This window comes from Sphingobacterium sp. ML3W (genome assembly GCF_000747525.1).
In the GTDB taxonomy this organism is placed as follows: domain Bacteria; phylum Bacteroidota; class Bacteroidia; order Sphingobacteriales; family Sphingobacteriaceae; genus Sphingobacterium.
The window spans coordinates 1,311,605-1,338,553 of sequence record NZ_CP009278.1 but is presented as its reverse complement, the minus strand read 5'-3'; the positions used below and the strand labels follow the sequence as shown (position 1 = coordinate 1,338,553).

The 26,949-nt window shown below is 36.8% G+C and carries 20 protein-coding genes; 7 read left to right on the top strand and 13 right to left on the bottom strand.

Going from position 1 to position 26,949, the window contains the following annotated elements; all coding sequences use genetic code 11:
• Nucleotides 1–23 precede the first annotated feature (23 nt).
• The 3 genes from KO02_RS05780 to KO02_RS05770 all read right to left on the bottom strand — a co-directional run bounded on the left by KO02_RS05780 (nucleotide 24) and on the right by KO02_RS05770 (nucleotide 4,471).
• Nucleotides 24–1,367 (bottom strand): alkaline phosphatase family protein, encoded by a 1,344-nt coding sequence (locus KO02_RS05780; RefSeq protein WP_038696627.1) that lies wholly within the window; start codon nucleotides 1,365–1,367, stop codon nucleotides 24–26.
• 318 nt (nucleotides 1,368–1,685) lie between these two features.
• Nucleotides 1,686–3,524 carry a UbiD family decarboxylase gene (locus KO02_RS05775; RefSeq protein WP_038696625.1) on the bottom strand — a complete coding sequence of 613 codons (1,839 nt, stop codon included), beginning with the start codon at nucleotides 3,522–3,524 and terminating at the stop codon, nucleotides 1,686–1,688.
• Nucleotides 3,525–3,601: 77 nt separating this feature from the next.
• Entirely contained in the window at nucleotides 3,602–4,471 is an 870-nt protein-coding gene (locus KO02_RS05770) for a hypothetical protein (protein ID WP_038696623.1), read from the bottom strand.
• A 204-nt stretch (nucleotides 4,472–4,675) separates the two neighbouring features.
• On the opposite strand from KO02_RS05770, the gene KO02_RS05765 reads away from it, so the two are divergent.
• The 3 genes from KO02_RS05765 to odhB all read left to right on the top strand — a co-directional run bounded on the left by KO02_RS05765 (nucleotide 4,676) and on the right by odhB (nucleotide 10,141).
• A complete protein-coding gene (locus tag KO02_RS05765; protein ID WP_038696621.1) occupies nucleotides 4,676–5,935 on the top strand; it encodes a deoxyribodipyrimidine photo-lyase in 1,260 nt (419 codons plus the stop codon).
• A 173-nt stretch (nucleotides 5,936–6,108) separates the two neighbouring features.
• On the top strand, nucleotides 6,109–8,847 hold the full coding sequence (locus tag KO02_RS05760; RefSeq protein ID WP_038696619.1) for a 2-oxoglutarate dehydrogenase E1 component: 2,739 nt from the start codon (nucleotides 6,109–6,111) through the stop codon (nucleotides 8,845–8,847).
• Between the two features lie 64 nt (nucleotides 8,848–8,911).
• The gene (gene odhB, locus KO02_RS05755) at nucleotides 8,912–10,141 is read left to right on the top strand and encodes a 2-oxoglutarate dehydrogenase complex dihydrolipoyllysine-residue succinyltransferase (RefSeq protein ID WP_038696617.1); all 1,230 of its coding nucleotides are present in this window, start codon (nucleotides 8,912–8,914) and stop codon (nucleotides 10,139–10,141) included.
• A gap of 70 nt (nucleotides 10,142–10,211) precedes the next feature.
• On the opposite strand, the gene KO02_RS05750 is transcribed toward odhB, so the two are convergent.
• Both KO02_RS05750 and KO02_RS05745 read right to left on the bottom strand, forming a co-directional pair.
• Complete coding sequence (locus KO02_RS05750; RefSeq protein ID WP_038696615.1) at nucleotides 10,212–10,631, bottom strand: SufE family protein; 420 nt, start codon at nucleotides 10,629–10,631, stop codon at nucleotides 10,212–10,214.
• A gap of 15 nt (nucleotides 10,632–10,646) precedes the next feature.
• Nucleotides 10,647–11,885, bottom strand: coding sequence for a cysteine desulfurase (locus KO02_RS05745; RefSeq protein WP_051959770.1), 1,239 nt, complete (start codon nucleotides 11,883–11,885; stop codon nucleotides 10,647–10,649).
• A gap of 183 nt (nucleotides 11,886–12,068) precedes the next feature.
• Here KO02_RS05745 and KO02_RS05740 point away from each other — a divergent pair, with 183 nt between their 5' ends.
• Nucleotides 12,069–13,070 carry an acyl-ACP desaturase gene (locus KO02_RS05740; RefSeq protein WP_038696613.1) on the top strand — a complete coding sequence of 334 codons (1,002 nt, stop codon included), beginning with the start codon at nucleotides 12,069–12,071 and terminating at the stop codon, nucleotides 13,068–13,070.
• 62 nt (nucleotides 13,071–13,132) lie between these two features.
• On the opposite strand, the gene KO02_RS05735 is transcribed toward KO02_RS05740, so the two are convergent.
• The 8 genes from KO02_RS05735 to KO02_RS05700 all read right to left on the bottom strand — a co-directional run bounded on the left by KO02_RS05735 (nucleotide 13,133) and on the right by KO02_RS05700 (nucleotide 24,597).
• Nucleotides 13,133–14,665 carry a peptide MFS transporter gene (locus KO02_RS05735; protein WP_038696611.1) on the bottom strand — a complete coding sequence of 511 codons (1,533 nt, stop codon included), beginning with the start codon at nucleotides 14,663–14,665 and terminating at the stop codon, nucleotides 13,133–13,135.
• A 52-nt stretch (nucleotides 14,666–14,717) separates the two neighbouring features.
• Nucleotides 14,718–16,484 (bottom strand): peptide MFS transporter, encoded by a 1,767-nt coding sequence (locus tag KO02_RS05730; RefSeq protein WP_038696609.1) that lies wholly within the window; start codon nucleotides 16,482–16,484, stop codon nucleotides 14,718–14,720.
• Between the two features lie 183 nt (nucleotides 16,485–16,667).
• Entirely contained in the window at nucleotides 16,668–18,260 is a 1,593-nt protein-coding gene (locus tag KO02_RS05725) for a peptide MFS transporter (protein WP_051959769.1), read from the bottom strand.
• Between the two features lie 59 nt (nucleotides 18,261–18,319).
• Nucleotides 18,320–19,903, bottom strand: coding sequence for a peptide MFS transporter (locus tag KO02_RS05720; RefSeq protein WP_081918310.1), 1,584 nt, complete (start codon nucleotides 19,901–19,903; stop codon nucleotides 18,320–18,322).
• A gap of 355 nt (nucleotides 19,904–20,258) precedes the next feature.
• A complete protein-coding gene (locus KO02_RS05715) occupies nucleotides 20,259–21,146 on the bottom strand; it encodes a sugar phosphate isomerase/epimerase family protein (protein ID WP_038696607.1) in 888 nt (295 codons plus the stop codon).
• Between the two features lie 30 nt (nucleotides 21,147–21,176).
• Nucleotides 21,177–21,905 (bottom strand): (Fe-S)-binding protein, encoded by a 729-nt coding sequence (locus KO02_RS05710; RefSeq protein ID WP_038696605.1) that lies wholly within the window; start codon nucleotides 21,903–21,905, stop codon nucleotides 21,177–21,179.
• Nucleotides 21,906–21,929: 24 nt separating this feature from the next.
• A complete protein-coding gene (locus KO02_RS05705; RefSeq protein WP_038696603.1) occupies nucleotides 21,930–23,228 on the bottom strand; it encodes an MFS transporter in 1,299 nt (432 codons plus the stop codon).
• Nucleotides 23,229–23,280: 52 nt separating this feature from the next.
• Nucleotides 23,281–24,597 carry a D-alanyl-D-alanine carboxypeptidase gene (locus tag KO02_RS05700; RefSeq protein ID WP_038696601.1) on the bottom strand — a complete coding sequence of 439 codons (1,317 nt, stop codon included), beginning with the start codon at nucleotides 24,595–24,597 and terminating at the stop codon, nucleotides 23,281–23,283.
• 286 nt (nucleotides 24,598–24,883) lie between these two features.
• Between KO02_RS05700 and KO02_RS05695 the strand changes: the two genes are divergently transcribed.
• The 3 genes from KO02_RS05695 (at nucleotide 24,884) to KO02_RS23730 (ending at nucleotide 26,900) form a co-directional block, all read left to right on the top strand.
• Entirely contained in the window at nucleotides 24,884–26,008 is a 1,125-nt protein-coding gene (locus KO02_RS05695; RefSeq protein WP_038696599.1) for a CofH family radical SAM protein, read from the top strand.
• Between the two features lie 3 nt (nucleotides 26,009–26,011).
• Nucleotides 26,012–26,572, top strand: coding sequence for an SMC-Scp complex subunit ScpB (gene scpB, locus KO02_RS05690; protein ID WP_038696597.1), 561 nt, complete (start codon nucleotides 26,012–26,014; stop codon nucleotides 26,570–26,572).
• 154 nt (nucleotides 26,573–26,726) lie between these two features.
• Nucleotides 26,727–26,900, top strand: a complete 174-nt coding sequence (locus tag KO02_RS23730; RefSeq protein ID WP_158500266.1) for a hypothetical protein — start codon at nucleotides 26,727–26,729, stop codon at nucleotides 26,898–26,900.
• Nucleotides 26,901–26,949: the final 49 nt, after the last annotated feature.

Sequence of the window (26,949 nt, the reverse complement as noted above, 5' to 3'; positions counted from 1 at the left end):
TTCCTCTTCCTGGCCAATAATGATTAGTTAAATATCAAAGCATTCCTAAATGGATTTGCATTTTTATCTCGTTCAGCAAGTGGTTCTATCCCCCAACGATGCTCTATAAAAGAAAGAATGCTGACGGTCTCATATTGCGTGTGATCGACTACACCTTTTTTGGCAAATGGCCCAATAACAATTGCTGGAATACGGCTCCCAGGCCCCCATCTATCGATAACAGGTGGCGCAACATGGTCAAAAAATCCACCAAATTCATCATAGGTTAAGATAACCAATGCATCCTTTGCGTTTGGACCGTCTAAAACTGCGTTGATCAGATTCACGGCAAGTTCTTCTGATGAATATACTGCAGAACCACCTGGATGTTCGTCATTCCCACCGCCTGGTTTCACAAAGGAAACGCTGGGAAGAGTACCTTCTTTCGCTGCTTTTATGAAATCATTTTGATCCTTCATATGTTTTCGACCTGCTGTTCCCTCTTCATAATTGGCAAAATAAAGGAAGGGTTCATGGTTATAAGCAAAATTATTTTTCCTTCCTGCCACCGCATCATCCCAACCCTCAGAATACCAAGCCCAAGAGATATCTTTTTCGCTCAAACGATCTCCAATAGTCGGCATCGTCTGGGATGGCAATAATTTGGAAGTGTCCGATTTTGCTGGATAAGGGGCATTTCGTGAAAGAATATGGTTGACAACATAACCATCAGAAGTAACAGCACCGTCTTTTATCATCTTGCCATCAGCATCGAATTTCGCTATTAATGATTCTGGAGCATCCGGCCAAACTGGCGCTGCAGCTGCTATCATATATACATGGTTAAAATAAGAACCTCCAAATACGCTTTGAAAAAAATTGTCACACAGTGTGTATTTTTGAGCAATCGGATATAACGGTATTTTTTTCGTGTTATAATAACCCATCGCTAATCCTTTGGTGTCGTTATATAACGCAAACTTGTCCATCTTTCCACCGTTGATTTGCATCTTGTTATGAAAAAACCGATGTGTAACATCAGGTGTTGCTTTGTCTGAAGGAACATACTGATCTATATTAAAAAGTGCGTTGGGGAGATTGGTCGGAAAGGAATTGTTTCGAGGAATTTCAGGAAGATACTGATATGGTTTACCATTCTCGTCAACCTGTGCAAAATTGCCTTTTCTAGCATTTTTAATACCGTTCGCTCCTTTAAACTCTCCATATAGATTATCAAAACTACGGTTTTCCATATAAATAACTACCAGATGCTTAATCTGCCCGATACCTTCATCAAATGAGGTTTCCTGATGTTGGGCTTTTTTACTAGCGCAACTGCTGATGAGCAAAAGAATAAAAAGCATATAAAAAAATCGTTGTAAAGGCATTCCGTTTTATTTTAGATGAATCGATTATAAAAAATTAGTTTAACACAAATTATTGGATTTTCAAATGCTATTAATAGTCCTCGAAATCCCCGTTTTGTATTACAAACATACAGTATTATATTTTATCACCAAGTCTCACAACTAGCATATGGTTAATATTTTATGTATCATTTTACTGACAAAAGTTAAAAAACAACCTATTAAATTCCCTTTAATTTCTATCTAAATAATAAAAGAATTAAACTAAAAAACGGGTATTCGCTTTACTGCAAATACCCGTTTTTTCATGTTTTTAACAATCAATAACTCCGCTACATATTATATAATACCATATAATGAGCCGCCTTTTGCACCCAGAGCATCAACCTTTTTTTCAACAGCTGGGTCTTTGATTAAATCTGGTGCATGATGTGGTTTACGTCTGGCATCAATAATAAACGGTCCGTGACAGCCCCAGTGCTTGTATTTTGTAAAGCTATTGACTCCATAGATATCATAAGCTGGATTTGATCTCGTAAAAGTCACCCAAACAAAATTATTCTCATTTGCCGCTGTAAAGTTCGCATCATCTGCCAGTACAATCATTTGGATACCTTCAAAATCGATATCCTTCATCGCTTCACACCAATTTCTCATGACGATTTCTTCTTGCTCATAGGTCGTAAATGCCGCACCATCGACAACAAGAATACCAGGTATAGCCATTTTAACGTTGTTAAATGGTCTTGGGATGTCCAATCCTACTGGAATTTCAGTCTTTAATGTCCTTTTCTTGCTACCTGCTGCTGCAAATACCACTTTCGACCCTGCATTCAGACCATCGCCAGAATAATCCAATGTATCGATGGTTGTATTGGTGTGAAAATGCAAGTCTCTGGAAAGATCGATCCGCTCTAACATATGTTTAAAAAATCCGGAGACATCATATATATCCAATTTGGGATCATCTTCAATAGCGGCAATAAATAAATATTTAGCCAAACTCAATTGATTCTTACCCAATGCTTGATTGGCGATTGTCAAAATTTCTTGGGGACGATCCACCTCTTGGTAAGGTGTATAGCTTTCTCTACCGATAGCAAACAACAGGGGGTGCACACCTGCTGCATCCACAGCATGAACGGCTTGAAGACCATTTATCTCCTTCGGAATTGCTGCTCCTGTAATCTCATGAATCAAATTGCCGAAACTCGTATCTTCCTGTGGAGGTCTACCAACGACAGTAAAAGACCAAATGGGATTTTTCTTATGGTATACATTGTGCACCTTCATCAAAGGAAAAGGATGCGTCAAACTATAGTAACCGATATGATCTCCAAATGGTCCTTCAGGCTTATTCTCATTCGGATAAACAGTGCCTGTAATTACAAAATCTGCGTCTGCTGAGATACAAAAACCTTCGTTATCATAAAAATATCGAAAACGACGATTTCCCAATGCTCCTGCAAATATCATCTCAGATAAGCCCTCGGGTAATGGCATAACTGCTGACAATGGATGTGAAGGAGGTCCTCCTATAAATACGCTGACTTTTAAAGGTCTCCCTAATTGATTTGCTTTCTGCTGATGGATACCAATGCCACGATGCAACTGATAATGTAAACCAATCTCTTTATCTTGAATATAATCATTACCCGAAAGTTGTATGCGGTACATTCCTAGGTTTGCCTGCATGATCCCCGGCTTTGTGATGTCTTCTGTATATACCTGAGGCATGGTGACAAATGCACCACCATCCATAGGCCAGTTGACAATCTGCGGTAACTTGCTTATTTCGGTCTTACCATATAATATAGGCGCATTAGCCTTCTTTTTCCATGGTAAGGCCCCCAATGCAACTGCAGAGGAACTTAAATATTTAAAAGGATTTTTTAAAACTGCGGTAGGGTCCATTTTAACATCGACCAATTTTTTGATATGGTCTAATGTATCTCTAAACATAAATTTAGAGCGATCCAGAGTTCCAAATAAATTAGAGACGGCAGGAAATTCAGAACCCTTGATGTTTTCAAAATATAAGGCAGGCCCTTCTGCGTCGAATACACGCATATGTATGGCTGCCATTTCTAAATAAGGATCAACCTCTTCTTTTATTCGGATTAAATGTCCATGCTGCTCTAGATCGACAACACATTCCGCTAAACTTTTATACCCCATATAGCTGCATTCTATTGTTCTAATACAAAATTAGTAGAATAATCGGCATGAAAAAGTTTTAAACGTTATAATCAGTTTTATTGATCTACCAACATGGTTTGATTCATGGGTGTAAATGTAAAAGGAGCTGTTTTAGACCAAGTGCTGTTATCCACTTCCGACTCGTAACGCATAACGCGTCTAAATTCATCAAAGTTTTCTTTATGAATCTTAAAAAAACGTGTATAGACCAACTTAGCCATCCATTTGCTAATAGCAATAATCTGGTAACCACTGTTTGGATGATTAATCTGCATATATCTTAAAAAAAGCTGCTTACAACTCAGCGACTCCTCTCCTCCCAAATAGATGACTTCACCTATGAAATGTTGTTCCCATGGCATGGTCCTTATCCAGCGATACACATCTAATAAGGGAATAGGTCTAAATCTGAGATTAGCAATCAATCCCCAATAAGGGATATATTTACTTTTGGATAGTTTTCCAAAAATATCACTTAAAATGGTTTCTTTACCAACTGCGCTACTTTGTAAAACAACGGTATATTTCACCCTATACTCTTTAAATAGATTTTGGATAGCATCAATATAGCTCGAATCCATTAAGCGCGCAATATAGATCACGCGATCACATCCATTATCCTGGCATAACTGAATAAAATTGCGAAGAGAAATAAGCTCCATCTGCATATTCAATGCATCGTTCAATCCCGGTACTTGGGTAAAATAAACTCCCAGTTGTAATTTCTTTATAGAGAAATTCATGGGAGTACGATGCGTTTTGAACAAATCAATCTCCAGCAACTTTGCGGTTACCGGTTCCAGTATGCGTTTATTAAAAAGGGGTAAATTCCTGACCAATCCAGTGACTCTAAATTCATCAGAATTTAGATGGCTGACAGCCCTTCTTCCCAAATATGTATTTAATCCTGTAATTAATACTTCCATGAATGAAACATTCAAATTTCGTTAATTAAAGATTAAACAAATAAAATACACGAAGGTTTAATTTGCCCTGCTTTTTATTCCCCTTTTTCTTTGTCCTTTTATTGTAAATATCTAAATATTGTCCCTAAAACAAACAATAACCTTATATATTTGTACTTCCTATATGCTTTTTTGAGGAAAATAATATAAAAAAATTATATCTGTATGGAAAAAAGGGCTGCTTTGATTTGGTTTAGAAATGATTTGAGGCTTCATGATAATGAAGTGTTTTTAGAAGCATCCTCAAAAAGTTCCTTCATCATCCCTATCTTTTGTTTTGACCCCAGATATTATGCTAAAAACCAATACGACTTTCTAAACACAAATGTAATTCGAGCAGCGTTTCAGCTTGAAACAGTAAAAGCACTAAAAGAAAAACTTCAATCTTTAGGTAGTGATTTAATAACTTTTGTTGGCTATCCGGAAGATATCATACCGCGTATCGCCCAAAAGTATGAAGTGGATGAGGTTTATCACCATCGTGAAGTAGCTTTCAGAGAAACATCAATCTCTGAAAAAGTGGAAGAGGAACTTTGGAAATGTAAAATTAATTTAAAGCATATTATCGGTCACACACTCTATCATAAAGAGGATCTACCATTTCCTATACGCGATATTCCGAATTCATTTGCGACGTTCAAAAAGAAAATAGAGCGTGAAAGTTTTGTCAGACCGACGGCCGAATTCCCTTCCAATTTTATGACCGCCCCGCATCTTGAAAAAACAACACTCCCAACACTGGAAGATTTGGGATACAGTATTGAGGAAATAGCACTGGTCAAAAATAAATTGATAATAGGTGGAGAAGATCTCGCTCTTGAATTGATGCAAACGGTATTGAATGACCCAAAGGGGTCGGAAAATGACTATACCTTATTATCTCCTTTCATTGCACAGGGTTCGTTATCTCCAATAAGTCTATTTCATGAAATTAAAAAACGAGATAACGGAAAGAAAAATAAAAGATTTGACCGCATCGTCGATATGTTACTCTGGAGAGACTATTTTAGATTTATGCTAAAAAAATATCCTAACGTTTTCTTCAAAGAAAAAGGATTTAAAAAGGTACTGACCAGCAGCACCAACGACCAATTGCTATTTGATAAATGGAGATTTGGTGAAACAGAAAATGATTTTGTGAATCAAAGTATGATTCTATTGCAAAAAACGGGGTATTTGCCTTATTTTGCCAGAATTATTGTGGCTAGTTTTCTAGTACAGGAATATAATATCAACTGGTTAAAAGGGGCCTATTGGTTTGAACAAAATATTTTCGATTACACACCTGCAACTAACTATGGTACGTGGTCCCATATCGCTGGTGTGGGAACGAGCGATAAAGATAACAACCCGATAGATTGGCGTAAATTAATTAATGCACATTACCCGAAAGGTATTCAAGTACCTGAGGATTACACGGACTAAATAACGAAATGTCTTTTTTGGATAACTAAAAAGACCATAGATGATATAAGGTCATTTTTTAAAGCTTAATAAAAACAAGAATAAATTGAATTTCGTCACTAAAATAATCAATCACAGTGCCTAAAACTCTATTTTTATTCCTAACTTTGACACATTCATATTTTTTCAAATAGATGGACAAACTTACATATTTGAGTAACGCTGACTCGAGCTACATCGACGGCTTATATCAAGCGTACACACAAGATCCAGAATCTGTAGATTTTGGCTGGCAAAAATTTTTTGAAGGTTTTGATTTTGGTCAAAATGCGGGCGAAAGTGTTGGTGCTACTGCGGATGCAACACCAGATCATGTTTTAAAGGAAATAAATGTATTGAACATGATCAATGGCTACAGAGACCGTGGTCATTTATTTACGCAAACAAATCCTGTACGTGAGCGTCGCAAATATTATCCTGGAAAAGAATTAGAGACATTTGGTCTTTCTGAAGCAGACATGAACACGATCTTTAATGCTGGTGTTGAAGTTGGCTTAGGCCCTGCCAAATTAAAAGATATTAGGCAATTAATTGAAGACACTTATTGTCGTTCTATTGGTGCTGAGTTCAAATACATCCGTAACCCTGAGAAAATCAAATGGTTGCAGGACCGTATGGAAGCTGACCGCAACAAACCAACCTATTCTTTAGATATCAAAAAAAGAATCTTAGATAAATTAAACCACGCAGTTGCTTTTGAAAGTTTCTTAGGAACAAAATTCTTAGGTCAAAAACGTTTCTCTCTTGAAGGTGCTGAAAGTTTAATTCCTGCTTTAGATGCTGTTATCGAAAAAGGATCTGAGTTGGGTATTCAAGAATTTGTTATCGGAATGGCTCACCGTGGCCGTTTAAATGTATTGACAAATATCATGGGTAAACCTTATAAAACTGTATTTTCAGAATTTGAAGGTAAAACTTATGCGGAAGATCCAGAAGTTAACTTTGGTGGTGACGTTAAGTATCACTTAGGTTATTCTACAGATGTCAAAACAGATGATGGCAAAACAATTCACTTAAGTTTAGCTCCAAACCCGTCTCACTTGGAAACAGTAGATCCAATTGTTGAAGGTTTGGTACGTTCTAAAATTGATATGAAATATGAAGGCGATTCTTCAAAAATCGCTCCTATCGCTATTCACGGTGATGCTGCTATTGCAGGACAAGGTGTTGTGTATGAAGTAACGCAAATGTCCAAATTGGATGGTTACAAAACTGGTGGTACGATCCACATTGTGATCAACAACCAAATTGGTTTTACAACAAACTATAAAGATGCACGTTCGGGTACTTATTGTACCGATGTTGCAAAAATCACTTCTTCACCTGTGTTCCATGTGAATGGTGACGATGCTGAAGCATTAGTATATGCGATTAAATTAGCCGTTGAATACCGTCAAAAATATAAAACTGACGTTTTCATTGATTTATTATGCTACAGAAGATTTGGTCATAATGAGGCTGATGAACCGAAGTTCACACAACCATTACTATACAAATTGATTGAAAAACATCCTAATCCAAAGGAAGTTTATGCAAAAAAATTAATCGAAGAAGGTAGCATCGATGAGTCTTATGCGAAAAAAATCGAAAAAGATTTCAAAGCTATATTACAAGAGAAATTAGAAGAATCGAAAGAAGTTGTCAATTTAACAGAAGAAACACCGATGTTCTCCGGAGCTTGGAAAGGCCTTCGTCCTGCTAAAAAAGGTGAATCTTTCGAAACTGTTAAAACAAATGTTTCGGATAAAACATTTGTACAGTTAGCGAAAGAAATCACAACACTTCCTACTAATAAGAGCTTCTTCCGCAAAATCTCTCGTTTATTCGAAGATCGTGCTAAGATGATTGAAAAAGATTCTTACGATTGGGCAATGGGTGAGTTGATGGCTTATGCTACTTTGTTAAATGAAGGAAGTCGTGTACGTATTTCTGGTCAAGATGTACAACGTGGTACATTTTCACACAGACATGCCGTATTGACTTTAGAAAATTCTGAAGAAACATATACGCCATTAGCAAATATTAATGGTGGAGATAAATTCTCGATCTACAACTCACTACTTTCTGAGTATGCAGTATTAGGTTTCGAGTATGGTTATGCTTCTGCTAACCCACATGCTTTAACAATATGGGAAGCTCAATTTGGAGATTTCTACAACGGTGCACAAATCATAGTTGATCAGTATTTATCTTCTGCTGAAACGAAATGGAAACGTTCAAATGGCTTGGTCATGTTATTACCTCACGGTATGGAAGGTCAAGGCCCAGAACACTCTTCTGGTCGTATCGAAAGATTCTTAGAACTTTGTGCTGATGAGAATTTAATATTGGCAAACTGTACTACACCTGCTAACTATTTCCACTTATTACGTCGCCAACAGGTTCGCGAATTCCGTAAACCATTGGTTGTATTTACACCAAAATCGTTGTTGCGTCATCCAAAAGTTGTTTCTCCTTTGAAAGATTTTACTTCAAATACTTTCCAAGAAGTGATCGACGACGTAAATGTAACTGCGAAAGATGTAAAACGTGTATTATTCTGTTCAGGTAAAATATACTACGATTTATTAGAAAAACAAGAAGTTGACAAACGTAAAGATGTCGCTATTGTAAGATTGGAACAATTATTCCCTATTCCTGAGGAGCAATTGAAAGCAATCCGTAAAAAATACAATAAAGCATCAGAATTTGTTTGGGTTCAAGAAGAAAACGAAAATATGGGCGCTTGGTCTTACTATTGCCGTAAACTAATGAATACAGAAATTGCGTTTACTGGATTTGTAGCACGTAAAGAAAGTGGCAGTACAGCTACTGGCTACATGAAACAACACATAGCGCAACAAGCTAAAATTTTAAATAAATCATTCGAATAAAAACAATTTTTATCCAATTGCGTCTTTTATCAAAAGACGCAATTGTCTGTAAAGAACATTATATATGAGCTTAGAAATTAAAGTACCAACCGTAGGTGAATCCATTACTGAGGTAACCTTGTCACAGTGGTTGAAACAAGATGGCGATTACGTTGAAATGGACGAAAACATCGCAGAATTGGAATCTGATAAAGCAACTTTTGAATTACCAGCTGAAAAGGCAGGTATCTTAAGAATTATTGCTCAAGAAGGTGATACTTTAGAAATTGGTGCGCTAGTTTGTACTATCGAAGAAGGTGGTGCTCCTACTGGTGATTCAAAACCTGCAGCTGCTGCTTCTGAAGAAAAAGCAAGTACACCAGCTACAACTAACGTTGCTGATGAGAATCCAGATTCTTATGCTGCTGGTACTGCTTCTCCTGCTGCTGCAAAAATTTTAAGAGAAAAGGGAATTGATCCTGCTACGATTAAAGGTACAGGAAAAGAAGGTCGTATTACTAAAGAGGATGCTGAGAAAGCAATTTTAGCTCCTAAAGCTGCTGCACCTGCAAAAGAAGCTCCTAAAGCTGCTGCTCCAGTTGCTGTAGCTGGTGCTCGTAACGAACGTCGTGAGAAAATGACTTCATTGCGTAAAACTATTGCTAAACGTTTAGTTTCAGTGAAAAATGAAACTGCTATGTTGACTACTTTCAATGAAGTGAACATGCAGCCTATCATGGACTTACGTGCTAAATACAAAGATTCTTTCAAAGAGAAACATGGTGTAGGCCTTGGGTTTATGTCATTCTTCACTAAAGCGGTAACAACTGCATTGCAAGAATGGCCTGCTGTAAATGCGAGAATTGAAAACAATGAATTGGTATATTCTGATTTCGCAGATATCTCAATCGCAGTTTCTGCTCCTAAAGGATTAGTAGTTCCTGTGCTTAGAAATGCTGAATCGATGTCTTTGCAAGAAATCGAAAAAGGAATTGGTGCGTTAGCTGTAAAAGCACGTGACAATAAATTAACGATTGATGAAATGACTGGTGGTACATTTACAATCACCAATGGTGGTGTTTTTGGATCAATGATGTCTACTCCAATCATCAATGCTCCACAATCGGCAATCTTAGGTATGCACAACATCATTCAACGCCCAGTTGCTGAAAATGGTCAAGTAGTTATCCGTCCGATGATGTACATCGCGTTATCTTATGATCACCGTGTAATTGACGGTCGTGAGTCTGTAAGCTTCTTAGTACGTGTTAAACAATTATTAGAAGATCCAGCTCGTTTATTATTACAAGTATAATAATAAATAGCATTATAAAATAAAAGGCCCATCTGACTAATTCAGATGGGCCTTTTATTTTATAACTAACTTAACCTCTAGCTTGTAGCGCTAAAGCGTATAATTTCATTTGCTTCACCATGGATAATAATCCATTTGCGCGCGTTGGGGAAAGATGTTCCTTAAGGCCTATCTGATCTATAAAATATAAGTCAGCATCCACAATTTCCTTTGCAGTATGTCCTGAAAGTACTTTCACCATCAAACTGACCAATCCTTTTGTAATAATAGCATCACTATCTGCTGTGAAGTAAACCTTTCCATCCTTTACTTCTGGAAACAACCATACTTTTGACTGACAGCCTTTGATGATAAAATCATCTTTTTTATGTTCTTCACTTATTAATGGAACTTCTTTTCCTAACTGGATGATGTATTCATATTTTTCCATCCAATCTGTAAAAAAAGAAAAATCATCAATTAATTCATTTTGTATTTCGCTAATAGTCATTACTATCTATAATTTTTAAACCAACATACTTGCTGCCCTTTTCAAGCCAGCGACTAAGATATCTACTTCTTCTTTCGTATTATACAATGCAAAAGAAGCGCGTATGGTGCCTGGGATTCCAAATTGATCCATCACAGGCTGTGCACAATGATGTCCGGTTCTAACAGCAATACCTAATTTATCGAGGATAACGCCTACATCATAAGGATGTGTACCGTCAATCAAAAATGAAATGACTGAACTTTTCTGTGCTGCAGTACCAATAAAACGTATACCTGGTACCGTTGCTAACTGCTCTTGTCCGTAAGATAATAACGCTTCTTCATAGGCAGCAATTTGCTCAATGCCGATCGCATTGATATATTCAATTGCAGCATTCAAACAAATTCCGGCTTCGATATTGGGTGTACCAGCTTCAAATTTAAAAGGCAATTCATTGTAAGTAGTCTTTTCAAAGGTCACTTCTTTAATCATATCTCCTCCACCTTGGTAAGGTGGAATTGCATTTAAAGCTGCTTCTTTTCCATATAAGACTCCAATACCTGTAGGTCCATACATTTTATGTCCTGAGAACACAAGAAAATCGACATCCAAATCTTGAACGTCCAATTTAATATGTTGGATAGCTTGAGCTGCATCCAATAAAACAGGGACTTGATGCTCATGTGCTATAGCAATCATCTCCTTTACAGGATTGATGGTTCCTAACGAATTGGAAACGTAAGTGAAAGAAGCAATTTTAGTTCTATCCGAAAAAAGTGCTTTATAGGCATCTAAATCTAGTTCTCCTTTTTCATTCATGGGGATCACTTTCAAAATAGCTCCCTTTTCTTCGCAGATCATCTGCCATGGGACGATATTAGAATGGTGTTCCATAGCGGAAATAATAATCTCATCGCCAGCAGAAATATTCACCTTGCCAAAACAGGTGGCAATAATATTTATACTATGGGTAGTACCGGTAGTAATGATGATTTCGTGTTCATGCTTTGCATTGATGAAAGCTTGAATACTACGTCTTGTCACTTCAAATGCATCGGTAGAAATTTGGCTTAAATAATGAACTCCTCTATGGACATTACTATTCATCTGGGAATAATAATGCGTAATCGCATCAATAACAGACTGCGGTTTTTGAGTAGTCGCTCCATTATCCAAATAAACTAAAGGCTTTCCATTGACCTCTCTTTTCAAGATTGGAAAATCAGCCCTAATCTTATTTACATCGAAATCTTTCAATTTTTTTTGCTCCATGATATAAACAAAGTTAACAGTAATTTAGCGAAAAAATGTCTTCATTATCTACTTTTTAAATATAGATTGAGATTTCTACAGCATTTTTTAAGAAAGGTGGATTCTTGCTTTTTATCATATAAACGTATAATCTTTCTTTTAATACAATTTATATTGAACCGATTTAATTATCTTTGTATTGATATGCAAGAATTACCTCTAAATTTACCCGAAGGCTCACGAAGAGAAGTTATGAGCTATTTGGAACCGTTCATGCTAAATGAGATGAGCGAGTACTTAAAGCCTGTAGATGAAATGTGGCAACCTGCAGATTTTCTACCTGATGCTTCTAGGGATACATTTTTTGACGAAATTAGAGATTTACAAGAGAGTGCAAGAGAACTTCCATACGATTTAGTTGCTGTTCTAGTTGGAGATACCATTACAGAGGAAGCTTTACCTACATATGAATCTTGGTTAACGATGGTTGACGATGTAGAGAAAAACGAGCAAGGTGGCTGGATGAGATGGGTACGTGCTTGGACTGCTGAAGAAAACCGTCACGGTGATCTTTTGAATAAGTATCTATATTTATCTGGAAGAATTGACATGCGTCAATTTGAAATATCTACTCAATATTTAATTAAGGATGGTTTTGATATCGGTACTGGTGCCGATCCGTATCGTAACTTTATCTATACTTCCTTTCAAGAGATTGCGACCAATGTTTCTCATCGTCGTGTCGCTGGACTTTCTAAAAAGAATGGCGATAAATTACTGGCGAAGATGTGTGGTGTGATTGCTGCAGATGAAGCGCGTCATGCAAAAGCCTATATGTCTTTTATATCGAAAGCTTTTACGGTAGACCCAAGTGAAGTTATGATTGCTTTTGAGGATATGATGCGTAAGAAAATTGTGATGCCTGCGCAGTTCTTAAGAGAATCGGGTGAGCCACAAGGTGAAGCATTTGCACACTTCTCTGATGCAGCGCAACGTCTTGGTATTTATACTGCCCTCGATTATGTTGATATTTTAAAAGAATTGAATACGGATTGGAAAATAGACCAGGTAACTGGTTTAAACGAACAAGGTGAAAAAGCAAGGGATTATTTAATGAAACTTCCGGACCGTTTATTACGGTTGGCAGATCGCATAAAAATACCTGAAAAAGAATATAAATTTAAATGGATCTACGATCAGAAATAAAAAAAAGCTCGATATTTAATTATCGAGCTTTTTTTTATGTTTAATAATCTGTCATGATCTGATTATTTCACTCCTCCCATTAATTTCTTCACGAATGGGGAAAGTGCGATTAATACAATACCTGCAATCAAGGAGTAAAGTCCGAGCTGCTTATAACTATCGGTATAGGTTACCAATTTATCTGCCAAGGAATCTCCCTCTCTGGCTTCTGCCATATGTGCACCAATTAAGCCCGCAACATATTGTCCATATGCACTTGCTAAAAACCACATCCCCATCATGATGCCTTGAAGCCTCCCTGGAGACAACTTAGTCATTATGGATAAACCGATAGGCGACAAGCATAATTCGCCGACAGTGATAACAAGAAGAGCTAAAGTAAAGATGTCCAAAGAAGCAATGCCATCCTGTGCGAAAAACTTGGTGCCAAATAACACATAATAGCCTAATCCAAGAAAAATAAAACCTAATCCAAATTTAATGATCGTATTTGGTTCCATCTTTCTTTTTGATAACCAAATCCATAATAATCCAAAAATTGGTGCTAAAATAATGATAAAGAACGCTCCTCCAGAATTATTGACTCCATTTGGATCCAAATGAACCAATCCTCCCATCATGGAATCATTCAGATTCTTAGCAGCAAAAATGCTCAAAGAACCTCCACTTTGTTCGTAAATACCCCAAAAGATAATGGAAAATAAGATGAAGACTAACGCCGCAATCAATTTATTTCTTTCGACTTTAGAGAGCTTTGTCATTTCATAAAACAGATAGATCAATGTTAATGGACCTATTAGGTACATAAAATAATCTGTATATTCCGTTTTAGAAACCATCACCTGAACAAGAGGAATCATGAGCAAAGTACTGATATAAACGACATACTCAGCCCATTTAGGTAATTTTTTGGCTTTTATGATTGCATCTGGATGTCCAGGTTGTAAACCAATAGGTCCTAGATGACGTTTCGTAAATTGAAAATTGATTAAACTGACAAACATACCGACAGCAGCTAAACCAAAAGCTACGTTCCAGCGATGTGCTTCATCAATGATGGAGGTCAACATATACCCTTTTCCAATCGCCACACAGATATAACCACCAAGGAATGCTCCCAAGTTTATTCCGGCATAGAATAAAGAGAAACCTGCGTCACGACGGTTGTCATCCGAACGGTACAACTCCCCTACCATCGTTGAAATATTAGGTTTGAAAAACCCAGTACCAATAATAATAAATGCGAGTCCAAAGAAGAAAAACTGATGTGGATCTGTTGCTAACAAAGCACTTCCTATTATCATCAAGCTACCTCCCCAGAAGAGCGACTTTCTAAATCCCAATATTTTATCCGCAAATAGACCGCCGATAAAAGTAAAAGCATATACAAACGCTTGTGTCGCGCCATACTGCAAGTTTGCCTCTTTTTCTGCGAAATTAAGCTGGGTAATCATAAAGAAAACCAGCATACCTCTCATGCCATAAAAGCAAAATCGTTCCCACATTTCCGAGAAAAATAAACTCCAAATCTGTTTCGGATATTTACCTTCAAAATGTTGAACCTGTTCTAAAGTTTGTTGTCCTTGTTTTGACATTTCTATTATTATTAAAAAGAGCTTCCTTAACAGGAAGCTCTAACACATTTTATTATTTAACGCCGTGCATTAATTTTTTAATAATGGGATTGAATACCATTACTAATAGACCTGCGGCAGCTGGAATTGCTGTGAACAAAAAGAAGAAATGGCTCAACGAATATTCCTGTTGGATCGTCTCTACTTGCCCCCCTAATACGGCGGCCACTTTCTGTGCGATGGCAATCGCTAAATACCAAATTCCAAACATAAAGGCTAACATACGTGCTGGAACCAATTTCGACACATAGGAAAGACCTACAGGCGAAATGAACAGCTCGCCCAATGTATGGAATAAATAAGTTAGTATTAAAAAAATCATGGAAATCTTAACTCCCTCTCCTATTCCCCAAGAACCTAAACCGATTACCAAGAATCCTATGGCAACTAAAATTAAACCATAACCGTACTTCATCGCAGCAGATGGGTTGTATTTAGATTCCCACAACTTAGAAACAGTAGAAGCCAGCGCAATGATAAAGAATGAATTTAAGGTAGAGAACCAAGAAACTGTTATTTCTGATGCTTCTTTAGAGAATTCGTTTTTCAACATCCAGATAGCTGCACCCCATATTAACACAAAACAAAGAATCAAAATGATATTTGATAAAGCAATCTTGTTCCATGTTGCTTTGGCTAACTTGAGCAAAACCCATGAGATCAATGCTAAAGGTACGATTGTCAACAAAGCATTGATAATATTGAATGTCGCTAAAGCGGTTCCTGTTAAACTCCGATCAATATAGTCGCGAGCAACAATGACTAAAGATGTAGCACCTTGTTCAAAACTCATAAAGAAAAATATCAAAAAGAACGCTAAGAAGACCACAGCAATCATTCGATCTCTCACTATTTTATCATAGCGTCCGATACGGGAAGCAATCAGATAGATGAAAAGAATTAACGCCACAATGATCATGAGGTACTGCCCTCTTAAAAATGGCAGATCCAATGCACTGAACATATCTATAATTCCATTTTTAGATAATGGATCATTGAAAGCATATAGAAAACCGATAATTGAAACGATGGAAATTAAAATATAATCAAGGGAAGTAAAAGGGTTTCTCTTGTCAGAATCTGCTAGTAACTGCTCTTCGTTGCTCAATTCTTTTGAGGTATCTAGGACTCCTAAATTACCCATCAGAGGCTTAGCAAATACAAACTGTAATGTGCCTAAAAGCATAAAAATACCTGCTAGTCCAAAACCCCAATGCCAGCCTTGCGTTTCTGCGATATAACCACAAAGCATCATACCAAAGAATGCACCAGCATTGACTCCCATATAAAAAATCGTGTAAGCACCGTCTTTCTTTTCTGGTAAGTCTTTGTACATTTCTCCTAAAATAGAAGGCATATTCGGTTTGAAGAAACCTGTTCCGATAACAAGACAAGCTAAGCCTATAAAGAACATAACCTGGGTATCAAATGCCATCGCAGCGTGTCCTATTGTCATGATAATCGACCCGATAATGACTGCTTTTCGAGATCCAATATATTTATCAGCAATAATTCCACCTAATATCGGCGTCAAATAAAGCATCATCGCGTAAGTACCATATAATGCACCTGCCTGTTCTGCACTCCATGCCCATCCTCCTTTTATGACCGCAGCTGTTAGAAATTGGATCAATAGTACCCGCATACCATAGAACGAAAAACGTTCCCACATTTCGGTGAAAAATAATACAAATAACCCCGACCGCTGTCCTAAAACATTTGATTTATAAAAATCCGTATTCGTCCCTCCTGAAAATGAAGCCTTAGATGCTTGACTCATATTTATATTTTAATCTAATTATATGTATTAAAAATATTGAATTAATAGTCTACAAAGAAACAAAAAACAATCGCATTTTTTAGGGAATAATTGTATTATATCTATTATAAGACCACATTTTTGAATCAAAAAAAGGCGTTCCAGATGGAACGCCTTTTTAATACGATATAAATGCAACGCAAGTTAATTAATCCCGTGCATCATTTTCTTCAATTTAGGATTTAGAATAAGTAATATTAAAGCAGTTGCTGCTGGAACAATGGCAAAAATCATAAAGAAATAAGACATAGAGTGTTCTGCAGTAATTCGATCAATATATGAGCCTAAGTAACCTCCAATAAAATTGGCAATTGCTGATGCACAGAACCAAAATCCGAATAATAATCCTAACAATTTCTTAGGTGATAATTTGCTCACGTAAGACAATCCAACTGGTGATAAACAAAGTTCGCCAGTAGAGTGAAAGAAGTAAGCAATAACTAACCAAAGCATACTCACAGTAGCTGTCTTAGCTCCCTGTGGGACCTCACTAGCTCCATAGGCTAAAGCTGCAAAACCAATACCAACCATAACAAGTCCAAGGGCAAATTTCACTGGTCCTGATGGGTTCCATACTTTTTCCCAGAATTTACTGAAGGAGTTTGCTAATGAGATAATAAAAAAGGCATTTAAGATTTGAAACCAAGAAGCCGCTACTTCGGTTTCCGTTGCTCCAAACTCTCTAAAGACTTTCCATAGGCCCAAGCACCAAATCACAGCAAATGATATTGCTGTAAAGATGATCGTTAAAGGATATAGCTTATAGATCTTTTTTGCCAAGGCATATAAAACAATACTCACAATCACCATAGGTGCAATTGTCAAAATGGTATCGATCCATTTAAAAGTTGTTGCTGCACTTCCTGAAAGTACACGTTGTGTATAATCTTTGGCAAAAATAGACATCGATCCACCTGCTTGTTCAAATGCTAAAAAGAATACAATACTAGCAATCATCAAAACAGCGATAACGATCAAACGATCTCTAACAACATTTGCAGGAATCACCTCTTCTGCTTCTTCCTCATGATTTTTTATTTTCTCGTCATGGAAAGCTTTGGTTGCTTTTGGAGATTCCCCGATAACGCCAAAAATCCGTTGCGCAAAGTAAAACTGTAACATACCAAAGAACATGAATACACCTGCTAATCCAAAACCAAAGTGCCAGCCAACTTTCTCCCCGATGTAACCACATAATAACATGCCTAAGAATGAACCTGCATTGATTCCCATATAGAATATGGTGTAGCCTGCATCTTTCTTAACGCTGGCATCTGGATAAAGATTACCAACCATGGAGGAAATATTAGGTTTGAACATTCCATTACCAAGAATCATTAAACCAAGGCCGATATAAAAGAAATTTGGATTTATTCCTTCAAAGGCCATTGATAAATGACCCATTGTCATGATTAAAGCACCTATGAGAATGGCTTTTTTGAATCCTGTCAATTTATCGGCAATCATTCCACCGATCAATGGTGTCAGGTATACCAATCCAGTATAAAGACCATATAACTTCATGGCCTCTTCATTACTCCAACCCCATCCGTTGTCAGCAAGGGAACTGATTAAGAACAATGTTAATAAGGCACGCATGCCGTAATAACTAAACCGTTCCCACATTTCGGTAAAAAATAGGACAAATAATCCCGCAGGATGTCCAATTACCATCTTATCGTCCACACCTTGTTTTTTCAAATGGATAACAAGAGCTTCATCTCTTTCTTGATACATATATTTATTTATAGGGTTATCTAAGATAAAATTTTAACAAAATAATAAAAAGATATGGATTAATGAATTCCGTGCATCATTTTCTTGATACCAGTATTACATGCAACCAAAACTAGGGCAAATATAAAAGAAACAACCGTAAACATCCCAAAGAAATAAGACATAGAATGTGTAGCCGTTATATCATCTATGTAAGAACCTATAAAACCTCCTATAAAATTGGCAATTGCATTTCCACAGTACCAGAGTCCGAATAAAAGACCTATCACTTTTTTAGGAGATAGTTTACTTACATAAGATAGGCCTACAGGTGATAAGCATAGCTCACCAACAGTTTGTAGGAAATAGGCCAATACGAGCCAGATCATGCTTACTGAAGCTGTTTTAGCTCCTTGTGGAATAGTTAAACTGCCGTAAGATAGGACAGCAAAGCTTAAACCGACAATAGCCAGGCCTAAGGCTAATTTAATTGGGCCCGATGGGTTCCATACCTTTTCCCAAATGCGACTAAAAGAAGTGGCTAATGTGATGATGAAAAAAGAATTCAACATAGGAAACCAGGAGACTGTGATTTCAGAACTTAAAGCATGGTATTCGCGAAATAATTTCCACCCGCAAAGAATCCAAATGATCAGAAATGATAAAGCTGAACAAATAACAATAAAGGGGTACTTGGACCATATTTTCTTGGCTAAAGCAAATAAAACAGTCGAAACAACAAGGATGGGAAATATGGTCAATGCTGCATCTACCCATTTAAAGATTATTGCGTTCTGCCCCTCCAGCATCCGTTGCGTATAATTTTTCGCGAAAATAGTCATCGAACCTCCTGCTTGTTCAAAAGCCAAATGGAAGATAATACTTGCAAACATAAATATACCGATGACTAGGAGACGGTCTCGCGTCACATGTGAAGGTGTTTTTGATTCATTTGGGTTAGTCGCCTCTACTACCTTCATCTCTTCGCCAACATGAGGTGAATCACCTATGATGCCAAATATTTTTTGAGCAAAATAAAATTGCAACATGCCTAGAAACATAAATATACCCGCCAGACCGAATCCAAAGTGCCAGCCTACCTTCTCTCCGATATAACCACAAAGCATCATTCCTAAAAATGCTCCACCGTTAATACCCATATAGAAAATAGTATAACCCGCATCCTTCTTACTACTGGAATCAGGATATAACTTACCTACCATGGATGCAATATTGGGTTTGAACAGTCCATTTCCTAAAATCATCAAAATCAAACCAAGGAAGAAAAAATTGGCATGTAATCCTTCTAATGCCATCGCTAAATGGCCCATCGTCATAATAAAAGCCCCTATTAATATTGCTTTTTTATACCCCGTCAAGCGATCTGCTATCACTCCTCCAATAAGCGGAGTGAAAAATACAAATCCGGTATAGAGGCCATACAATTTCATGGCTTCCGCATTGGTCCACCCCCACCCTCCATTTGTAATCTCACTGATTAAAAAAATCGTCAATAAAGCACGCATGCCGTAGTAGCTGAATCGCTCCCACATCTCGGTAAAAAACAGTACGAATAGTCCTGCAGGGTGTCCCTTGACTAAAATATTTTCTATTTGTAATTCCTGCAAATGTGAAGCAAGTGCCTCATCTTTTAACTGACTCATATTTGGGTTTGTTACGATATTGATTACTGTTCTTTAAAAAGGAGCTGCAAATTACTAATTTATTTCAGATGCCCAATCAAACCATATAATTATTCCTACATCGAACGATAACCTGCATAGAAAGTGGATGAACATAACGATTCATAGGAAAAGAGATTGCCAGCTTCTTTATCAGAAAATAGAACTTTTAAATTTGGAACTTGGGCAGATCAGACCGAATAGTAAATCTGGCACACGGATATGGAGAATGGAGAAAAACAAGAAGGTGATAAAACATACCCCCCTAAATTATGCTGGCGCATCGTTTAGGGGGGTAGTATCAACAATTATAGAGTTGATGGTTGGCATCAAAAGATTAAATTGTAGGGCGCAAACGCTCTAATAATTTTTTGGATGCGATAATACCATCTACTTCACTCAGTTTACTTCCTTCGTATTCGATACCGATGTAACCTTTAAACTTAGCTTCTTTAACGATTTTAAGCATACGTGTGTAATCAATTTGAGTTTCATTACCCTCTGCATCAAAATCGTGTGTTTTTGCACTCACACCTTTTGCATACGGCATTAAATCAGTAACCCCTTGATAACGGTCATACTCATAGAAGTTTCCTAAATCAGGTAAACTTCCACAATTCTTTTTACCAACAGTCTTTAGCGTATCTGCTAACCAATCACCGTGTGATGAAATACCACCATGATTTTCAACGATAACGCTAATTTTTCCTTTTTTACCATAATCCGCTAACGTTGATAAACTTTCTACAACTGCCTTTTTCACTTCTTCTGGTGTTCCTTTACCTGCAGCGTTTACACGTACGGCATGACAACCTAAGAAATTAGCTGCATCAATCCATTTATAATGGTTTTCAACAGCTTGTTTACGTTTCGCTGGATCTTCGTCTCCTAAATTACCTTCACCATCAATCATGATAAGCACGTTGCGTACCCCATTGTCTTTGGCGCGGTTGTTTAAGTCTTTCAAATAGGTCATGTCCTGTGCTTTATCTTTAAAGAAAGCATTGACATATTCAACTCCATAAATTCCGAACTTTTTAGCTGCTAACTCAGGGAAGTCGATATTTTTCAAATCACCTTTAAATAATGTTTGGTGCAATGACCATTCTGCTAATGAAATATCAAACCAATTCTTTGGCGCAGCAAACAAATCTAGGCTTGGCATTAAAGCTACTCCTGCAGCTGTCAATCCTAAGTTTTTCAAAAAATCTCTTCTTGAATTCATAATTTTAGTATTTAGTTTAAGTTTCTATTTTTAAATATTTCCCCAACCAGTTGTTAAAACATCGACAAGATGAATGGTCTTGATTGGTAATCTATGTTGATCGATATAAGCTTGCAATTGAAGTAAACAAGAGGCATCCGTCGAAATAATATAATCGGCATTCATATCCAGGGCATTTTGCACTTTCTGCTCTGCCATTGCTGATGATATTCCTTCAAATTTAACCGAAAAAGTTCCCCCAAATCCACAACAAACTTCACTATCTTTTACTTCGACCATTTCCAAGCCGAGCACTTTGCTCAACAGATGTCTGGGTTCATCTTTTATTTTACATTCTCGCAATGCAGAACAAGCATCATGGTAAACAGCAATTCCTTCTAATTCTGCTCCAAAATAATCTTTCTTAGCTACATTCACCAAAAAGTCGGAAATTTCAAATATATTTCGTTGTATTGCTTTACAATGTGACTGCTCGATGGAGCTCTTAAATAAATCATTATAGCTGTATTTGACCATCCCTGTGCAAGATGCTGAGGGTGATACAATATAATGTTCGGCACTAAAATCTTTTAAAAATTTCTGACCTACGACTTTTGCGTCATCCCAGAAACCGGCATTGTAAGCAGGTTGTCCACAACAAGTTTGCGCTGCGTTATAAGAAACTTCACATCCTGCTTTCTCTAACAATCGTATGGTATTAAAAGCCGTTTCCGGATACAATTGATCGATAAAACAAGGAACAAAAAGTTCAACTTTCATATTTTATTTTTCTAAAATTTAAAATTAGGATTTATTGTACCTCAATAGACGCATTAACAGTAACAATCCAATTACAAAAAATAAAGATAAGGATAATGCCGAATATCTGATGTTATGCGTGATTTGTTCGATCAACGCAAATGAGAATAACCCCACTACAATTGCTAATTTCTCTGTTACATCGTAAAACGAGAAAAAAGCGGTGGTGTCTTGTATATCTTCAGGAATCAATTTTGAAAATGTCGATCTCGAAAGTGATTGAATACCTCCCATTACCAATCCAACTAAGGCCGCTAATATGTAAAATTGCAACTCGGTTTTTAGAAAATATGCCGAAACGCAGATTCCAATCCAGATAACGACCACCAACATCAATACTTTAATATTGCCAATCCGCGCGGACAGTGCTGACATCAGATAGGCCCCCGCAATCGCAACCAGTTGAATGAGCAGAATCGTACCGATCAATTTCGTAGCTCCCAAGTGTAATATCTTTTCTCCAAAAGCTGATGCTACGATCATCAGAGTTTGAACCCCTATACTGTAAAAAAAATAGGCTGGTAAAAACTTTTTTATCTCTGCTATATGCTGAATATGTCCCCATACCGATAGGATCTCAGACTTTACTTTTCCCAATAAAGACAATCCCAATCCTTTACTTGTTGCTGGAATATTGGGAAGATACTTAAAAGGAATAAGAGAAAATCCTAACCACCAAAGACCAACCATTAAAAATGATATCCTTGCGGGTAGAGATGGATCGGATATACCAAACCATTCGGGTTTCAATACAATTATAAAGCATAAAATCTGTAGGGTAACACAGCCAACATAACCATATGAAAAACCCTGTGCACTGACTTTATCTTGCTGATCGACGGTTGCGATAAGTGGGAGATACGAATTGTTAAAAAGAACGCCCCCAATATAGCCCATAGCAGCTATCACAAAGCAGATAATGCCTATTTCTAATGTTTCTAACTTAAAGAAGAATAATCCCATACAGGCAATAGCGCCAATCACGGTAAATAATTTCATGATTTGCTTTTTCTTGCCATTTGCATCGGCATAGGAAGAAATGAATGGTAACGTCAATGCCATCAACAAATAAGCAATCGCTAATGCAAAATTGGAGAGGGCGGTATTGACGAATTCTATCCCAAAAAAGTGAACCACATCCCCATGCTCTTTTGTATTGGTAATCGTTGTATAATAAACTGGAAAAATTGTCGATGTAATCACCAAATTATAGGCCGAGTTGGCCCAATCGAACATCGCCCATGAACGAATTAATTTTTTATTGTTTTTTTGTACAATCGACATATTCAAGGTTTAGAAAAATAAAAGTAAGAATTAAGCTTTGCAAATTGAAATATTAATAATTTTGTCTTATATAGGTCATGATAGCGACCATTTCCTGGCGTATTTCACTGTTCTTTTCGTCGATAAAATTATTATTTAAGAACGAGAAGGCCAGCTTCTTACCTGATCTGGTGATGAGATATCCACTCTGACAATAAACAGAAGTGATCGTACCCGACTTCGCGAATACAAATGGGACACCTCTGTCTGTGCTATATGCCCTTTTCAACGTTCCATCGACACCTCCTGCTGAAAACAGCTTAAACCGATTCGATTCATCTGGAACTTTTTGTTTCACAGCTATCAAAAGCTCAATCATACTTTTAGGTGTGACTTTATTATAGCACGACAGACCTGAACCATCATGCAAGACAACTTCATCAGCAAAACGCTTATAATAATTTTGCTTCATCCAATCTCGAACTAGATACGTATCAAATTTTTCAAACTTTTGCAGGGAGGCCATCATCAGGATTTGTTCCGCCAAATAATTATCGCTGGGTAGCATCATTTCGCGCAGAACATAGCTTGTAGCATTGGAATAAATTGTTTTTACCGTAACTGGCTTATTATAGTCTATAATCTCTACCATTTTCCCCAATGTATCTGACAATAATTTAACCACTAAAGATGCTGAGGATTTAAAAGGGACTTCGTTGACATATTTATTCGGCACCGTTTCTCTCGATTTTAAAAATCTATTTTCAGTAAACGACCTACTCATTGAAAATTTACCTTTATCAAGCGATTCTTCAGTGTGCAGCATATCTTGAAAATGAGTAGGGACTACACGCATTTGATTATTAGCGGTACCTCGAAAGGTAACTACATTCCCGTAAATGGGAAGTGTGGCAATCTCTGGTTGGTAATAGGCATCAAAATCATCCATGGCCCAACCCGCTGCAAAAAACTTATTCTGCATCTTGGTTGGTACATAAAAAAGCTTCTTATTTGAGTTTTTCAAAAAGTTGTATACAATATGGGAATCCATTTTACTATGTAAAAATGTAGGATCACCAGTTCCCCAAAACAAAAGCGAATCTCCTTTTTCAATGTACTGAATACCTGGTATAGAATCGCCAAGCATTTCTAATGCAGTATAAAGTGTGAAAATCTTAGTGTTAGAAGCTGGTGTAAAATATTTATGCCCGTTCACATCGACCAGAAATTGATTTTCATCCAAATCATAGAGTGAGAAACCAAAAAAATGATCGTTCAATATCTTAGACTGTTGCAACTTCTCATAAACATCAGCAAAGTCCTGAGCATAAACACCGTAACTATTTATAATTAAAATAAGAATAGTTACTACTTTCTTGAATCCTATCATCTCTGTAAAAATACAAAAATTGGAACATAAAAATAGTCTAACAGATTTTGTATTGTTCTACTTAACCGTTTAAAATTGGAAAAATGAGTCCCGAATCATGAGTAGCTCATAGCCTATTTTGCTATTCATGATTCGTAAGAAAATAAGCTAAATAAAAATCGTTAACTTAGGTAAACGAGCGTTATCGTAAAAAAGACAGAGACTTTTTGATTATTCCGATCACTATTACTGAAAACTTACAGCCAATCAATAAATATAATGCAAAAGGTGCTTATATTTGTTCTTAATGAATGTAAACAATTTATTAGAAAAAGCCTTAAAATTTGAGTTCTTAACCAAAGAAGAAGGCATGTATTTATATCATCATGCAGCTACGGCAGACTTAACTTATGTTGCTAATGAATTACGCAAGATACAAGTGCCACATGGTAAAGTTACTTGGCAAATCGACCGTAATGTAAATACTACAAATGTGTGTATTGCAAACTGTAAATTCTGTAATTTCTTTCGTCGCCCTGGTCATGAGGATAGTTACATCACAGATATTGAAACCTATAAACAAAAAATTGAGGAAACCTTCTTATATGGTGGAGATCAATTATTGTTACAGGGTGGACATCATCCAGATCTAGGTTTGGCGTTCTATACCGATCTTTTCAAGCAATTAAAAGACCTTTACCCTACGCTGAAACTACATTCCTTAGGCCCTCCGGAAATAGCCCATGTCGCTAAATTAGAGAACTTGTCCCACATTGAAGTTTTAACAGCAATGAAAGAAGCTGGCTTGGATTCACTACCTGGTGCTGGAGCTGAAATCTTAAACGATCGCGTAAGACGTTTGATTTCAAAAGGAAAATGTGGTGGTAAAGAATGGTTAGATGTTATGCGTGCAGCACATCAAATAGATCTTCCTACTTCTGCGACCATGATGTTTGGCCATATCGAAACTATCGAAGAGCGTTTTGAACACTTTGTTTGGGTAAGAGAAGTGCAAGCTGAGAAGCCAGAAGGACACTTCGGTTTTACGGCATTTATTCCTTGGCCATTTCAAGATGATGGTACTTTATTAAAAAGACTCCGAGGAATTACAAATGATGTGACTGGGGAAGAATATATCCGTATGATAGCTTTAAGTAGAATCATGCTTCCTAATATCAAGAATATTCAAGCTTCTTGGTTGACCGTTGGAAAAAGAACTGCTCAACTATGTCTACATGCTGGGGCTAATGATTTTGGTTCGATTATGATTGAGGAAAATGTTGTTTCTGCAGCTGGTGCCCCACATCGATTTACGGCTAATTCAATTCAACAAGCAATAAAAGAAGCTGGTTTTGAACCGCAACTTAGAACGCAACGTTATGAGTTTCGCGAACTTCCTGAACATATGGTTGAACAAGTTATCAATTATTAATCGGTGAAGGATATTATACGCAACATAGAAGCTATTATATATGCTTCGGAAGACGGAATTGCATTGCAGGACATTAAGCATGTGCTTCAAGAAGCGTTAGCGATTGAAATTTCTAAAGAGGAATTGCAAAACTTAATCGATAAAGTTGTTGAGAAACATGCAAGTGAGGATGAGGTATTGGAATTAAAGGTCATTAATAATGCCTACCAATTTTTGACAAAAGCTATTTATCATGATACAATCAATCAATTGCAGATTCATCGTGACAAGAAAAAGCTCAGCCAAGCAGCGCTCGAAACTTTGGCTATCATTGCCTATAGACAACCTATTACCAAATTGGAAGTTGAACAAATAAGGGGTGTCAGCTGTGATTATACGATTCAACGTCTTTTAGAGAAGAAGCTGATTCAAATTGCTGGGAAGGCTGATTCAATTGGAAAACCATTATTGTACAGCACAAGCGCACAATTTATGAATCACTTCGGAATAAATGGTGTACGAGACTTACCGCAACTAAAAGATATCGTAACTGTAGAGAATGAGATTGGCGAGGTGGTCGAATAACGACAATAGTCATTTTTTATTTCATATACAAATACCTTAACAATATTAATAATCAACATTTTACGTTGATTATTTTTTTTAAAAAAAAGTTTAAAGTTCGAATTTTGTTACATAATTTTACATTATTAAATAAGCAAAAATAAAGTATATTTTTATGAACACGGCAATGATGAAAAGTGAATCTATGACTGTAGTAGATGATGAGAAATTTGGTTCATTTAATGGACCTGATGATGATTCTGACGACATCTTAGAAGATGACTTTAATTTAGAGGACATTGATTCTATTGGTGGATTTGACGATTTCGGAGACGAAGACGACTTTTAACGTAAATCAATCCCACGTATAGAAAAACAACTTAACGTTGTCAATCAAA